Below are 14,135 nucleotides of genomic sequence, written 5' to 3'. Positions count from 1 at the left end.
GAGAGCGATGTCAACTAATGCGAGCACTGCTCTTGACTTTGGTTCGATCTAGTTGCATGCTTGTACACAACAGAGAGCACCGCTCGCCAAAGTAGACAAGGACTCACAATGTCGGAGCTGCACATCGTCACCGGAGCCGGGCCCACCGGAACCACCATCGCCGAGCAATTGGCCGCGGCGGGCAAACAGGTCCGCGTGCTCACTCGGTCCGGGAGCGGTCCCGATCATCCACTCGTGGAGCGACGCAAGGTCAATGCCACACTACCCGAACAGCTTTCGGGCGAGTTCGACGGCGCGACGGCCGTCTACCACTGCCTCGGAGGCTCGGAATACACCGCGAAGGTCTGGCGCGCGGAGCTGCCGCCGGCCGAGCGCACCGTGCTCGATGAGGCCGAAAAGGCCGGAACTGTAGTGGTTTTCGCGGAAAACATCTATTCCTACGGCAAGGTCGACGGTCCGATCACCGAAAACCTGCCCCGCAATGCCGATTTCGGTAAACCCAGTGTCCGCACGCAACTGGTGCGCGCTCGCGAAGCACACGCCGCCGCGACAGTGAGCGTCGCCGCCGCGGACTTCCTCGGCCCGTATGTGCGGGCGTCCCTGGCCGGGGAGCAGGTCTTCGTCCCGATCCTCACCGGCAAGCGGGTGCAGGCATTGGGCAAGCTCAACCTCCCGCACTCCTACACCTATATGCCCGACCTCGCCGCCGCCATGATCCGCGCGGCCGCCGACGAATCGGTCTGGAATTCCTTCCTGCACGCCCCGACCGCGCCGCCGATCACCCAGCAGCAACTCTTCGACGCGGTCGCCGCCGCCGCGGGTGTCGCAGCCCCCAAGGTCTTCGCGGCACCGGCCGCCCTGCTGCGCATGATGGGCTTCACCAATGAGACGATGCGCGAGCTCGCCGAGATGAGTTACCAGGTCACGCGGCCGTTCGTACTGGATTCATCCGCCAGCGAGCAGCGCCTCGGCCTGCATCCGACGCCAATCGACGAGGCCATCGCGGCCACCGTCGCCTGGTGGCAGACCCAGCTCTGAGCCTTTGCTACTCGGTAGTAGTGTTACCGGTGTCACTGGCGACGCAGATCGAGGAGCACCACATGGACCAGCGAGAAACGGATTTCGACGTACTCGTGGTCGGTTCGGGATTCGGCGGCAGCGTCACCGCGCTGCGGCTGATCGAGAAGGGCTACCGGGTCGGTGTGCTCGAGGCCGGTCGACGCTACGCCGATGACGAGCTGCCCGAAACCAGCTGGGACCTGCGTAAATTCCTGTGGGCGCCGAAGCTCGGCTGCTACGGCATCCAGCGCATCCACCCGCTGCGCAATGTGCTGATCCTCGGCGGTGCGGGTGTCGGCGGCGGTTCACTCAACTACGCCAACACGCTCTATGTGCCGCCGGAGCCGTTCTTCCAGGATCAGCAGTGGCGCGATATCACCGACTGGCGCGCCGAGCTCACCCCGTACTACGAGCGCGCGAAGAAGATGCTCGGCGTCGTGCAGAACCCGCACATAACACCGGCGGATGAGGTGTTCAAGAAGGTCGCCGACGATATGGGCTGCGGCGAAACCTTCGTGCAGACCCCGGTCGGCGTCTTCTTCGGCGAGCCGGGAAGATCCGTGGCGGACCCGTACTTCGGTGGCGTCGGCCCGGACCGCACCGGCTGCCTCGAATGCGGTGAATGCATGACCGGCTGCCGTCACGGCGCGAAGAACACCCTGGTGAAGAATTACCTGTACCTCGCGGAAAAGGCTGGCGCGCAGGTGATTCCGATGACGACGGTCAACGCGATCCGACCACTGCCCGACGGCACCTGGGATGTCTCGACCGAACGTACCGGGGCGTGGTTGCGCAAGCGTTCGCAGACCTACACCGCAGGCCAGGTCGTGCTGGCCGCGGGCACGCTCGGCACCCAGAAGTTGTTGCACGCCATGCGCGATCGGGGTGTGCTCCCCGAATTGTCCGACCGGCTCGGCCAACTCACGCGCACCAACTCCGAATCCATTGTGGGCGCGGCGACCCGCAGGGTGAATCCGGACGTCGACTTCACCCGCGGCGTCGCGATCACCTCATCGATCCATCCCACCCACGACACCCATATCGAGCCCGTCCGCTATGGCAAGGGTTCGAATGTGATGGGACTGCTGCAGACCCTGATGGTCGACGGCGGCGGCCGCGTGCCGCGCTGGCTGCGCTTCCTCGGCCAGGTGGTGCGAAACCCGTTGACGCTCATCAGTTTTCTGAGCGTGAAGAACTGGAGCGAGCGCACCATCATCTCGCTGGTGATGCAGCACCTCGACAATTCGATTACCACCTACACCAAGCGCAGCCTGTTCGGCCGAAAGCTCACCAGCAAACAGGGCCACGGCGAACCCAATCCGACCTGGATTCCGGCGGGCAACGAGGTGACCCGCAGGGTTGCCGAGGAAATCGGCGGCGTCGCGGGCGGCAGCTGGGGCGAAGTCTTCAATATTCCGCTCACCGCCCACTTCCTCGGCGGCGCACCCATCGGCGCGGACCGCGACACCGGCGTAATCGACGCCTACCACCGAGTTTTCGGCTACCCGACCCTCAGCGTCGTCGACGGCGCCGCCGTCTCGGCGAACCTCGGCGTGAATCCGTCGCTCACCATCACCGCCCAAGCCGAACGCTGCGCCGCCTATTGGCCCAACAAGGGCGAACAGGACCTGCGTCCCGCGCCGGGAGTTGCCTACCAACGGATCCAGCCGATCGCCCCGAATAACCCCGTCGTCCCCGCCGACGCCCCAGCCGCCCTGGTCCTGCCGATAGTCGAAATCCGCACCCACAAGTCCGCCGCCAGCTGAGCACGGCCGTTCCGTCCGCCCCGATCCGCTCAGACCTTGCCGGACCGGTCGCCCACCGGGCCATCCGTCTTCGAGCCGGGCACTCCGTGTATCCGTGTAGAGGGTGCCCGCTTCGAATACGGGGTGCCCGGCCGAGCGATAGCGGTCGGGATGGGCACGGATGCCTCGGGACGTTCACAGGCACCGATTCGCACGCCGCGCACATATCCCCGCGATTTCGGGCGCGGCGAGACAAAACAGGCGCGGGGCAAGCCGATTTGGACACGGTCGCTACTTTGGAGCAATCGCCAGTTTTCCGCGCGACCACGCTCCTCGTTATGGTCGGCCACTCGATGGGGAAGTGGGTCTGGTGCGCGCTGGACCGAGGGCGCTCGTTTAGGGTGTGAGGGCGGCTTGGCCGCGTAGTCAGTTATGCGTGAACAGCTCTGCGTTCCGTGGATGGTTCCACCGAATCGAAAGGCGCTGCATGGCAAAGGACTTGACGCAACTCGAACTACTGACGGAGCTGGAGCCGGTTGTCGGCGCCAACATCGACCGGCATTTGGCCACGGTCAAGGATTGGTATCCACACGATTATGTGCCCTGGGACGAGGGCCGCAACTTCGCAGCAATGGGCGGGCAGGATTGGGATCCCGACCAGTCACGGCTCTCGGAAGTCGCCAAAGTCGCGATGATCACCAATCTTCTCACCGAAGACAACTTGCCTTCCTACCACCGCGTGATCTCCGATAATTTCACCAACGGCGGTGCGTGGGGCACCTGGATCGGCCGCTGGACCGCCGAGGAAAACCGCCACGCGATCGCCATGCGCGACTACCTGGTATGCACCCGCGCTATCGATCCCGTCGCCCTGGAGAACGACCGGATGGTGCATTTGACGCGCGGTGTGCACGCGCCGGAGCACTTCGCCGGTGTGCTCGATCAGGTCGCGTACGTGACATTCCAGGAGTTGGCTACCCGGATCAGCCACCGCACCACCGCACGCGTCTGCGCCGACCCGATCGCCGATCGGATGCTGCAACGCATCGCAGCCGACGAGAATCTGCACATGATGTTCTATCGCAACGTCACCGACGCCGCGTTCGACATCGCACCAGACCAGACGATCGAGTCGGTGACCAAGATCGTAAAAACGTTCTCCATGCCCGGTACCGGAATGCCGAACTGGCGTCGCAATGGCGTGTTGATGGTCAAGCACGGGATCTACGACCTGCGTCAGCACCTCGACGAGGTCGTATTGCCGGTCCTGCGAATCTGGAAAGTCTTCAACCGCACGGACTTCACCGCACGCGGCGAACGCAGCCGCGAAGAACTCGGCGAGTACCTCGAGAAACTCACGCGCGATGTCATCAAGTTCGAAGAACAACGCGCCCGCATCCTCGCCCGCGAGGCGGCGCGCGTCGGGTAGCGCTGGATGTCACAGTCGCGCACGAACATTCACGCGACTGTGACATCAGGCCCGACGCCGATCAGGTGACGGCCGCCCGGCAGGCTGCCGGGCGGGTCTACCTGATTGATCGTGTCAGTTGCGGACGATCAGGACCGCGCCCGCGACGACCAGGGCCAGCACGATCGCGGCGATGCCGAAGACGAGGCGGTGGTTGCGCAGCGCCGGGATCACGCGGTCGACGGCGTATCGGCCCGGACCGGTGAGGGCGAGCGATGCGGCGGCGAGGGTGAGGGCCAGTTCGTACTCGATGCCCTTCGGGGCGAAGAAGCCACCACCCCATTTGACGGCGATCGCATTGAGCAGGGTTCCCACCAGTGCCGCCGCCGCCAGCGGGGTGAGCAGGCCGATGGCGAGGGCGAGTCCGCCGAGGGTTTCGCTGAGGCCCGCGACCACGGCCATCGCCTTGCCTGACGGGTAGCCGCTCATCGTGAAGAACGCGCCGGTGCCGTCTAGGCCACCGCCATTGAACCAGCCGAACAGTTTCTGCGCGCCGTGCGCGGCCATGGTGAGTCCGACGGCCAGTCGCAGGACAAGTAGACCGAAGTCGTAAGTGTGTGTGGGCGTTACGGTTTCGGTGTGCGCGGCGGGCGCGGTGATAGTCGCGGTCATCGGATGCCTTTCGTAGTGAGGTGGATCAGCCGAGCTGGATGGAGCGCCGGGCCATGCCCAGCCAGAAGCCGTCGATGACGGTGCGTTGGTTGGTAAAATCGTCCGCGCCCGCACCGAGGGCGACGAACAGCGGTGCGAAATGGTCGGTGCGCGGATGCGCGAGATGTGCGGCGGGGGCCTTGTTTTCGAAGTCGAGCAGGGCGTCGAGATCGTGCGCGGCGAGGGTTTCGCGGCCCCAATCGTCGAATTCAGCGGTGAAGTTGTAGACGTGCTCGTCATCGGTGGTGATGGCACGCAGGTTGTGGGTGAAGAAGCCGCTGCCGACGATCAGCACGCCCTCGGCGCGCAGCGGCGCGAGCCGACGGCCCACTTCCATCAGCCGCTGCGGGTCCAGCGTCGGCATCGACAGCTGCAATACCGGGACTTCGGCGTCGGGATACATCTCCTTCAGCGGCACATAGGCCCCGTGGTCCAGCCCGCGATCCGGCACATCGACGACACCGCCGCCGAGCAATTTGCGCACCTTGTCCGCCAGTTCCGGCGCGCCAGGTGCGGCATATTGCACGTGGTAGTAGCGCTGCGGGAAACCGCCGAAGTCATAGACCAGTGGCACCGTCGTGGTGGCGCCGAGTGCGATCGGCGCGGCCTCCCAATGCGCGGAAATCATCAAAATCGCGGTGGGACGCGGCAATTCGCGCGACCACGCGGCCAGCTCACCGGGCCACCGCGGGTGATCGGCCAGCGGCGGTGCGCCGTGTGAGAGGTAGAGCACCGGCATCGGTCCGGCCATCGCTGTCCTCCATCCAACTAGTTCAAATTTGAACCCGATGGAAACTATAGCGCGTTGTTCAAATTTGAACAACATCGGTAGGATGGCTGCCGTGGCTGACGCGAAATGGCTGAACGAGCGGGAAATGCGCACTTGGCAGGGTTTCCTGGCGGCGGGTGCGCTCGTCGGCCGTCAGGTCGAACAGCACCTCAAACAGGAGGGACTCTCGCACACCCAGTACGAGGTTTTGGTCCGCCTCGCCGCGGCACCGGAGGGTCAACTGCGCATGACCGAACTGGCCGATGCCCTGTATACCTCGAAAAGCGGTCTGAACTACCAGGTCACCCAAATGGAGAAGGCAGGTCTGGTACGCCGCGAAGCCTGCCCCACCGATGTCCGCGGCGTCATCGCCAACCTCACCGCGGCCGGACGCGATCGCCTCGAACAGATCGCCCCGGGCCATGTCGAAACGGTCCGACGCGTCCTCATCGATGCGCTGACCCCCGAGCAACAAGAGGCCATCGCCACCGGGCTCGGCGAGGTCGCACGACGACTCGGCTAGTTCTGAGCTCGCCGGGACACGAACACGGTGCAGCACACCGAGACGACGCCGACCGTTGGACCGCGCACCGCCGCAGTTGCGGTGACCGCCTCCCCCGCCGCGTCCAGTCCCGCACCGGCGCGAACCGACAAGGCGCGCAACGGTCGAGCGACGACTGTTCGCCCACACAGCCGAGAGCTGATCCCCCGCACCACTGACTCGGTGTGCGGGTCCGACCAAAGGAGGACAGCCTACGCGACCTCGAGGTGATGTCACCGGCATTGGGAACGCCGCAGAATCAGGGCCGTAAGAAATCTGTTGGGAAACTCTAAGCCCGGACAGATTTGATGCCCAGGTACGGATGTGACGCTGATGGTCGCAGATTTGAGCCGAGAACGGAGAAGATAGTGCCGACGACGTTTCCCAGTTCCGTCACCGAGGCCACATCGGATACGGTGCAGGACTGCCGCCGACGTGGTTGGACGGTCGCGGAAACGACCAATGGTGTCTGCCTGATCACCGACGAGCAGATCTCGGCCATCGAACTCACCGGTGCACGGGCCGCCACCGTGCGCCGGTACCTTCGGGCCAATAACCTGTCCGGTCCGGTGATCGAAATCCCGGGTCCGCAGCGCCGCGAGATTCATCTGGTGGTCGGTGCGGCCAAGGCGGCCACGGCGATCGGCGAACTGCGCGGCCTCGGCGCGATCGTGCACACCGACGGTGCGAGCATCCCGCTCCCGCCGACCCGTCTGTCGGCCGGTTCGGCATGCTGGGGGATTTCCCCGCGTGAGGCCCGCTGGGTTCCGCCGGTGGTCGCGATCGCCGCCGCGGTGCGGGCCGCCGAAGCCGGCCGCAAGCGGCATGTCGCTGATCTGGCGAGCTAACACGCGTCAGACCGACGTCGGATCCGATTCCGATCGACTCGCCGTCGGCATCGCGGCTGCGCTGTCGGTAACCGGTTCGCGGACGACCGCATTCCGCTGAATGCGCCGCGGCCAGGCGGGTGCCCACCAGCAAGCGTCACCGAGCAGCTTCATGGTCGCGGGGACAAGCAGCATGCGCAGCACGGTGGCATCGATGAACAGCGCGGTGACCATGCCGAGAGCGATGTACTGCATCATCACCAGATCCGACAACGCGAACACACCCGTCACCACTATCAAGATCAGCGCGGCGGCGGAGATGATCCGCCCAATACGCGCGACACCGGTGCGGACCGCCTCCGTCGTGGACGCACCCGCCTTGCGCGCCTCGACGATGCGAGCGAGTAGAAAGACCTCATAATCGGTCGACAGGCCGTAGATCACCGACACGATCAGCATCAGCACCAGCGGCATGATCGGCTGCGGCGTGAACCCCAGCAGCCCGGTCCCGTGCCCCTCGACGAAGATCCAGGTCAGCACGCCGATGCTGGCCCCGAGGCCGAGCAGATTCAGCACAGCTGCCTCGAGCGGCAACACGATTGAGCCGAAGGTCAGCAACAGCAGTGCGGAGGTGGCGATGAAGACCACCGCGAGCATCAGCGGTAGCCGGTCGAGCAGCGCGTCGATACTGTCGCGTTGCGCTGCCGGTTCGCCGCCGACCATCATCGTTGTTCCCTTGGGCAGATCCATCGACCGCAGATAGTCGATGGTCGCGTCGGCATCCGTGGAGCTGGCGAGCACGGTCTCGGTGGTGTAGACGAACGGTTGCGCCGGGCGCTGTGTGGGTTTCGGGAACGGTGCGGCCAAGCCGGGGGCCTGCTCGGCGCGCATTACCACCGTCTCGATATCCGGGCTGTGGTAGGTGGTCATGACCAGGTAGATCGGATCGATCCGGCGCAGCGGGAAGGTCTCGTCGAAATGCTGCTGCGCCAATCGAGTCGGGTGATCGGGTGGTAGAAAACGCTCGGTGATGCCACCGAACGCTAGATGCTGCACCGGCGCGATGAGCAGCAGGAGTCCGGCACACACCGGGATCGCAACGACCAGTGGTCTTTTCATCACAACTGCGGCAACGCGGCCCCAGAAGTTGTCCGGTACGTCGTCGGCGGATCCGGTCTTGCGGAACCAGTCGAATCCGAGCAGGTCCACGCGGCGGCCGAGCACGGCGAGCAGCGCGGGCAATAATGTGACCGCCGTCAGCGCTGCCAGTGCGATGGTGACGATCGCACCGTAGGCGAACGACCTCAGAAACCCGTGCGGGAACAGCAGAATGCCGCCCGCCGCCGCGACCACGATGGTCGCGGAGAACACCACCACGGTGACCTGCTTATCGGCGAAGAATCGCTCGGCATCGGTTTTGGTGAGCCAATTGTTGCCGTCACTCCAGATCCCGGTATCGGTGCGTCCGTCGACACCATTGAGCAGATACAAGATGGGTGCCGGTTGCGAATCATCCACCGCAGGAAGGACTTCGACAGGCAAGGTACGACCCATCGCCTCGGAATATACGGTCAGATCGAGCACCCGTCCCGACCCTTGCGCCGCGGTGAGCAGTCGTGCCCCATTGGGTGCCGGTCGTGCCGCCGCCAATGCCCGGACCGGGGCCGGCGTGTCCGGGTCCGGTGCGGAGTCGGCGAGCGCGATACCGCTGGAACAGGCGAGGACAGCCGCCGTGCACAGCGCGGCCGAACGCAGACCACACCAGAGCTCCACCCGGCACCTCCGATCAGCAAACGGCACTGTTCGGGCCGAACGTAAGCCGGAATAACGCTGCGGCCGAACCGCTCAGCCGAAATTTGGGCAATCTCGTCAGCGGTCGCCGAACCACCTGGTATCCGGCACAAAACCCCTGCCGCAGCTGCCGACTTCTCGGCTATCGCGAGTTTGCCCGGCAACAGTTCCAGACTCTCGCGCGTACCGTCATCTCATGCCACCTCGCGCCCACAGTGGATCCCGCGGCGACGATACGGACCGGTCGGTGCGATAAGCGCTGGCACAACGCGGTTCTGGACAGTTCACAGTGCGAACCGGAATCCACCCTATGCCCGGTGCCGTCTGACCATCCCCTCCGCGGTCAGACGGCGGCAACTGACGCGCGAGGACATCGGCAGTCGAGATGTTGTTACCATTTGGATGATAGACGCATCCGAATGTGCATGACAACGCCGAACAGGGCACGGTTGCCGCGCCACCAGCTACATCTCGGCCATTCGTAGCGCCGCGCGCGAGTATCGAACCGGTACGCTGCGCGGTGCCGCAGGAAGCAAGGGAACAGCGAAGGGACCGATGGTTCGTCTGACGAGGGCACAGCAGCAGGACGCCACCCGCAGAAAGGTGTTGGCCGCGGCCAAGTCCGAGTTCGCGCAGCGCGGATTCCGCGGCGCGACGGTCGACGGCATCGCCGAGCGCGCGGATATGACACGCGGGGCGGTCTATTCCAATTTTCCGGGCAAGCGGGCGCTATATCTCGCGGTGCTCGCACACGAAGCCGAACAGGCTCCCGCGCCCGCCGGCGGCGCGAAGGCCGACACCCCGGCCGCCGCGCTCGGCGCGTTCGCGAGTACCTGGCTCGAGCAACTACCGCAGTCGAGCCGATACGAGTACGGCGAGGACGAACAGTTCACCTCCCCCGCGCTCAGCGTCGATTTCGTACCGCAAGTGCTGATGAGCGAACAGATCCGGCGACCGTTCGCACAGCTGCTCGCACTCGACGCGCTGCTGCTCGCGGTATCGCTGCGGGCAATCAGCCAACCGACGTCGGCGCCGCTGGAAAGTTTCATCGCCAGTGCCGAATCCGTGCTGACGATCCTGTACGGGACGACCCAGCTGTCCTACGTCGCGCCCGAATTCACCGATCCGGCACGGGCCATCGCACTGTGCGAACAGGTCGCGCTACTCGGCGGCGTGAAGACGCCGAGTCCGCCGTCCACCGCCGACGCGCACGTCACGCGGACGGACGAGGCTTGGGAGCCACCGAGCTGCATCGATCGCGTGCGCGCGGACGCGGCCAGGCTCGACGGCAACGGCCTGATCGCCGTCGTCGGCATGCACCGGATCGCCACAATCGAAGCGGCGCTGTCGATCTGGCCCGAGGACACCGATATCACGCTGGCGCTGGTGAGCGACCGTCCCGCGGAACTCGCCCCGCTGGCGCGGCTGGCGATCGCGGATATCTGCCGGTCGTTGCGTCATGCGTTCCCGGCGTCGGCGCTACCTCGGCTACAGGTGGTCGTCGATGATGCCGGAACGCTCGCTGCCGCATGCGGATTCGACCGGTTCGACGACAATTCCGAGTTCGCGGTCATCATCGAGAACGGCCGCATCACGACGCGGGCGGAGGGTCGGGGCGCAGGCGAAGCCGTCGCTATCGCTTACGCGAGTTCATCGGCTGCGGACCGAACGTGAGTCTTCCAGGGTGCCGAGCGTTTTAGCCAACGCCTGACAGGCACCCGTGCCCGTCACCCGCGCCACTACCCGTTCGCCGTCGATGAAGACCGCACTCTCGGTGTCGTCGTCGACGATATCGACCCCGCATGCCCGTGCAAGCTTGCCGGATTCGTCGAGCACCACCTGCATGCCGGGAACTGCGGGGCACGGAAACGCGGTGCGCAGGGACCGGCTGATATCGCTGACCGCGAGGCGAGCCAGCTGTGCCACCTCCGTCCCCTCGGCGGTGGCCATCGCGATCGTGGTGCGACCTCCACTGGGCTGATCACGCAGGATATCCGCGATGGCTCCGAGCTTGTTCATCCCGAGTACGGCAACGACGTTTGCGCCCGAAAGGTCGGCGGCGACCGTATGGACGAGGTCGCGGCATGGTGGCGGCGTCCATGGTTCGTCAACGCTGGCCACCGTGACGGTGTTCGCCGTAGCCCGCGTGGTGTCGTCGATCCGATGGTGCACCATCTGCTCGCATGCGGCGATCACCTTCGCTCGGTCCACGAATTCCGGTGCGACGAAAGATAATTGGGTCGCACCGTAGAGCAGCGTGATCACCGATTCGGCGATGCCGAGCCAACGGCCGGGCAGTACGGACCCACCGCCGCCGTCCAGTCCCGCCAGCGCCAAGCCGAGGAGGATGGCGTCCAGTTTGATCAGCTGCACGAACGAGCCACGCAGACATTCGTCGACGACGAGTTCGGGAATGAGGTCGTGCGCCAGCATCGGTGAGCGCAGCTGGGAGACGCCGCCCACCGGATAGTTTGCCGAACCGGGGAGTCGGTCGACCCAGGTCCGGGCGAATCGGCCGATGGCCGTCACCGGGGTCCGCGCCGGGCGACCATCCAGCAGTTCCGGCGCTCGCTCGGCTTCGGCGGCCAGTACGGCCAGGTACAACGCCCGCTTACCAGCGAAGTTGGAGTACACCGCGCCGCGGGTGAGCTCCGCGCGCTCGGCGATGTCATCCACCGTCGCGCCGCGAAAGCCACGTTCGGCGAATTCGGCCTTGGCAGCCGCTAGGACCCGGTCGCGATTGCGTTGCTGCAATGCGGCTCTGTTCTGACGACCCATCGGTTCTCCACCAACCGTTCTGTTCGTTTACAGATGCGCATACCATCCAAATGTTGATACCATCTCAATGCTACGTGCGACTGAGTACGAGCGAGGCGGGCATCGAAGGACGGGTAGTGGGCATTACCAGGTACGAATCCGGGTCGCGAACCGCGGCCACGGTGCTCGATGAGGCCAGGCGTCTGGTTGAGCCCGCATACCGTTCCTCCCTGGACCGCATTGCCCCACCGATCCGAATGATCGTCGGCTACCACGCTGGTTGGTTGGACGCCACGGGGCGCCCGAGCAAGCAGGTCGGCAAGTCGATCCGTCCGGCACTGGTACTCGCCTCCGCCAAAGCCGTGGCAGCCGCGGAGCCACCGCAGGGTGTCACCGAGGCCGTCGCGGTCGAACTTGTGCACGATTTTTCATTGCTGCAGGACGATCTCATCGACGGCGACGAGCAGCGGCGCAACCGCCGCTCGGCCTGGTCGGTCTTCGGGGAGCGCGGCGCCCAGCTCGCGGGAGATGCGCTACTAGCCATGGCGATCAACGAGATGGTGGGCCGCCCCGGCATCACGCTGCTGTCGAAAGCCCTCGACGCCCTGTGCAATGAACAGTGCGCGGATATCGAGTCCGAGCAGCGCGAGACGGTCGACGAATCCCTCGCCATGATCGAATCGAAGACCGCGGCACTGTTGTCTTGTGCCTGCGAGATGGGTGCGATCGCCGGGGGCGCCGACCCCGCACAAGCCAGAGCACTGGCCGAATTCGGACACCATCTCGGCATCGCCTTCCAGTTGATCGACGATATGCTCGGCATCTGGGGAAATCCGAGCATGACCGGTAAGCCGCTGTACCCGGACCTCGCCAACCGCAGGAAATCCCCACCGATCGCGCGCGCCCTGGATTCCCCCGGGCCCACCGCGGATGCGCTACGCGAGTTGTATCGAGATGTCGGACGAGATGCCGAAACGCTGCACCGGATCGCCTGCCTGATCGAACTCACCGGAGCACGCGAGTGGGCGCGGCGTGAAGCCCAGCGACAGCTCGCTGCCGCGCTGGACTGTCTGACGGAAGTATCCGCCAACAATGCTACCGAGGACCTTCGACTACTCGCCGCGATGATGACGAGCAGGTCCGCATGAAGAACCCGATCGAGTCGATCCCGCTAGCTCCGAATACTGTCCCGCTTCTCGGTCACGGCATACGTTTTCTCACCGACCCGATCGGATTTCTGTCCGCACTCCCCACGCACGGCCGCCTGAGCCGAGTCCAATTGGGTCCGTTGCCGGTGGTGGTGGTCTGCGATCCCGAGTTGGCCCGGGTGGTACTGCTCGACGACCGCACCTTCGACCGCGGCGGACCACTCTACGACCGCTCTCGCGAGGTCGCGGGCGACGGCATCGGTACCTGCCCGCACAGCAGGCACCGTCGACAGCGCCGCCTGAGCCAACCCGCGTTCCAACCGGGGCGTATGCCCGGATACTCCGCGGCCATGATCGACTCGATCGAAGACGTGATCGGTTCCTGGCAGGACGGGCAGCAAATCCAACTCGGCGCGGAAATGTCGAAACTCACTGTCCGGGTGGCGGTTCGGACAATGTTCTCCTCGTCGTTTCCGGAGACCTCGGTCCAGCAGGTCGCCGATGATTTCACGACCATAGCCGGGAGCATCTTCCGACGGATGGTGTTGCCACCGGTCCTCAATCGACTGCCGACACCGGCGAACCGGCGCTACTACCAGGCGCGGAACCGGCTGCGGGCGGTGGCCGCCGAACTCATCGAACAGCGGCGGTCCGACAATCGCGACCATGGCGATCTGCTGTCCTCGCTGATGCGCGCCCGCGATCCGGACTCCACCGGCGCGCAGGTCGCGATGAGCGACGAGGAACTGATCGACCAGGTATTCACCTTTCTGTTCGCGGGCGCGGAAACCACCGCGAGCACATTGACTTGGGCGTTGTATCTGCTCGGACGAAATCCGGAGCTACGACAGCAGGTTCAGCACGAGGTCGATACCGTGCTGAGCGATAGAACGGCCCGCTACCAGGACCTGGCGAATCTGCCGGTCGTCAATCGGGTGGTGACCGAAACGCTGCGATTGTATCCGGCCGGATGGTTGCTGACCCGGGTAGTTGCGGCGGATACCACCCTCGACGGCGTCGCGCTTCCGGCGGGCACGACCGTCGCGGTCAGTCCGCACGTCATTCATCGGCGCGATGAAATCTATGAGCGGGCAGGCGAATTCGTGCCCGATCGGTGGATCGGTACGGAGCCGGACCGAACGCTGTTCATATCCTTCGGCGCTGGTGCGCGACGCTGCATCGGTGACCAATTCGGACTGGTCGAGGCCAGTTTGGCACTGGCGACGATCGCGGCACGCTGGCGTGTCGCTCCGCTGTCGACTCGATCGGTATCGGTATCGCTCGCGCAGCTGCCCGCACCGACGAAACTCGGTATGCGGGTGTGGCGTCGAGATCCGGTGGCCGTCAATGCGTCCGCGTCGGAGCACGGGTAGGTAGAC

The 14,135-nt window shown here is 65.2% G+C and carries 12 protein-coding genes; 8 read left to right on the top strand and 4 right to left on the bottom strand.

Going from position 1 to position 14,135, the window contains the following annotated elements:
* Window positions 1-108: 108 nt before the first annotated feature.
* From AB0J47_RS16115 to AB0J47_RS16105, 3 genes are all read left to right on the top strand, one after another.
* Complete coding sequence (locus AB0J47_RS16115; protein ID WP_364345985.1) at window positions 109-1,038, top strand: NAD-dependent epimerase/dehydratase family protein; 930 nt, start codon at window positions 109-111, stop codon at window positions 1,036-1,038.
* Between the two features lie 62 nt (window positions 1,039-1,100).
* Window positions 1,101-2,825, top strand: coding sequence for a GMC family oxidoreductase (locus AB0J47_RS16110; RefSeq protein WP_364345983.1), 1,725 nt, complete (start codon window positions 1,101-1,103; stop codon window positions 2,823-2,825).
* Window positions 2,826-3,291: 466 nt separating this feature from the next.
* Complete coding sequence (locus tag AB0J47_RS16105; RefSeq protein WP_364345981.1) at window positions 3,292-4,233, top strand: acyl-ACP desaturase; 942 nt, start codon at window positions 3,292-3,294, stop codon at window positions 4,231-4,233.
* 114 nt (window positions 4,234-4,347) lie between these two features.
* Here the strand turns inward: AB0J47_RS16105 and AB0J47_RS16100 are convergent, their stop codons facing one another.
* Both AB0J47_RS16100 and AB0J47_RS16095 read right to left on the bottom strand, forming a co-directional pair.
* The gene (locus AB0J47_RS16100; RefSeq protein ID WP_364345979.1) at window positions 4,348-4,884 is read right to left on the bottom strand and encodes a DoxX family protein; all 537 of its coding nucleotides are present in this window, start codon (window positions 4,882-4,884) and stop codon (window positions 4,348-4,350) included.
* 25 nt (window positions 4,885-4,909) lie between these two features.
* Window positions 4,910-5,674 (bottom strand): class III extradiol ring-cleavage dioxygenase, encoded by a 765-nt coding sequence (locus AB0J47_RS16095; protein WP_364345977.1) that lies wholly within the window; start codon window positions 5,672-5,674, stop codon window positions 4,910-4,912.
* A gap of 82 nt (window positions 5,675-5,756) precedes the next feature.
* Here AB0J47_RS16095 and AB0J47_RS16090 point away from each other — a divergent pair, with 82 nt between their 5' ends.
* Both AB0J47_RS16090 and AB0J47_RS16085 read left to right on the top strand, forming a co-directional pair.
* Window positions 5,757-6,215, top strand: a complete 459-nt coding sequence (locus tag AB0J47_RS16090) for a MarR family transcriptional regulator (RefSeq protein ID WP_364345975.1) — start codon at window positions 5,757-5,759, stop codon at window positions 6,213-6,215.
* A gap of 386 nt (window positions 6,216-6,601) precedes the next feature.
* Window positions 6,602-7,081, top strand: coding sequence for a hypothetical protein (locus tag AB0J47_RS16085; RefSeq protein ID WP_364345973.1), 480 nt, complete (start codon window positions 6,602-6,604; stop codon window positions 7,079-7,081).
* 6 nt (window positions 7,082-7,087) lie between these two features.
* On the opposite strand, the gene AB0J47_RS16080 is transcribed toward AB0J47_RS16085, so the two are convergent.
* Window positions 7,088-8,833 carry an MMPL family transporter gene (locus tag AB0J47_RS16080; protein WP_364345971.1) on the bottom strand — a complete coding sequence of 582 codons (1,746 nt, stop codon included), beginning with the start codon at window positions 8,831-8,833 and terminating at the stop codon, window positions 7,088-7,090.
* Window positions 8,834-9,406: 573 nt separating this feature from the next.
* Between AB0J47_RS16080 and AB0J47_RS16075 the strand changes: the two genes are divergently transcribed.
* Entirely contained in the window at window positions 9,407-10,525 is a 1,119-nt protein-coding gene (locus AB0J47_RS16075; protein ID WP_364345969.1) for a TetR/AcrR family transcriptional regulator, read from the top strand.
* Here the strand turns inward: AB0J47_RS16075 and AB0J47_RS16070 are convergent.
* On the bottom strand, window positions 10,502-11,629 hold the full coding sequence (locus tag AB0J47_RS16070) for a TetR/AcrR family transcriptional regulator (RefSeq protein WP_364345968.1): 1,128 nt from the start codon (window positions 11,627-11,629) through the stop codon (window positions 10,502-10,504). The genes AB0J47_RS16075 and AB0J47_RS16070 overlap by 24 nt on opposite strands.
* Before the next feature lie 74 nt (window positions 11,630-11,703).
* Here AB0J47_RS16070 and AB0J47_RS16065 point away from each other — a divergent pair, with 74 nt between their 5' ends.
* Together AB0J47_RS16065 and AB0J47_RS16060 are read left to right on the top strand one after the other, a co-directional pair.
* Entirely contained in the window at window positions 11,704-12,756 is a 1,053-nt protein-coding gene (locus tag AB0J47_RS16065; protein WP_364345966.1) for a polyprenyl synthetase family protein, read from the top strand.
* Window positions 12,753-14,129, top strand: coding sequence for a cytochrome P450 (locus AB0J47_RS16060; protein WP_364345964.1), 1,377 nt, complete (start codon window positions 12,753-12,755; stop codon window positions 14,127-14,129). Before AB0J47_RS16065 ends, AB0J47_RS16060 begins: the two co-directional genes overlap by 4 nt.
* The last annotated feature ends 6 nt before the right edge of the window (window positions 14,130-14,135 follow it).

The sequence above is a fragment of the Nocardia sp. NPDC049737 genome (assembly GCF_040674755.1).
Classification (GTDB): domain Bacteria; phylum Actinomycetota; class Actinomycetes; order Mycobacteriales; family Mycobacteriaceae; genus Nocardia.
The sequence above is the reverse complement of the archived record's forward strand: the minus strand, read 5'-3'. Positions and strand labels throughout refer to the sequence as shown.

What these genes read in the sequence shown, in the direction of transcription:
- AB0J47_RS16075 (WP_364345969.1), top strand. Translation starts at nt 9,407, where the DNA reads ATGGTTCGTCTGACGAGGGCACAGCAGCAGGACGCCACCCGCAGAAAG.
- AB0J47_RS16060 (WP_364345964.1), top strand. Translation starts at nt 12,753, where the DNA reads ATGAAGAACCCGATCGAGTCGATCCCGCTAGCTCCGAATACTGTCCCG.
- AB0J47_RS16115 (WP_364345985.1), top strand. Translation starts at nt 109, where the DNA reads ATGTCGGAGCTGCACATCGTCACCGGAGCCGGGCCCACCGGAACCACC.
- AB0J47_RS16110 (WP_364345983.1), top strand. Translation starts at nt 1,101, where the DNA reads ATGGACCAGCGAGAAACGGATTTCGACGTACTCGTGGTCGGTTCGGGA.
- AB0J47_RS16095 (WP_364345977.1), bottom strand. Translation starts at nt 5,674, where the DNA reads ATGGCCGGACCGATGCCGGTGCTCTACCTCTCACACGGCGCACCGCCG.
- AB0J47_RS16100 (WP_364345979.1), bottom strand. Translation starts at nt 4,884, where the DNA reads ATGACCGCGACTATCACCGCGCCCGCCGCGCACACCGAAACCGTAACG.
- AB0J47_RS16105 (WP_364345981.1), top strand. Translation starts at nt 3,292, where the DNA reads ATGGCAAAGGACTTGACGCAACTCGAACTACTGACGGAGCTGGAGCCG.
- AB0J47_RS16090 (WP_364345975.1), top strand. Translation starts at nt 5,757, where the DNA reads ATGGCTGCCGTGGCTGACGCGAAATGGCTGAACGAGCGGGAAATGCGC.
- AB0J47_RS16070 (WP_364345968.1), bottom strand. Translation starts at nt 11,629, where the DNA reads ATGGGTCGTCAGAACAGAGCCGCATTGCAGCAACGCAATCGCGACCGG.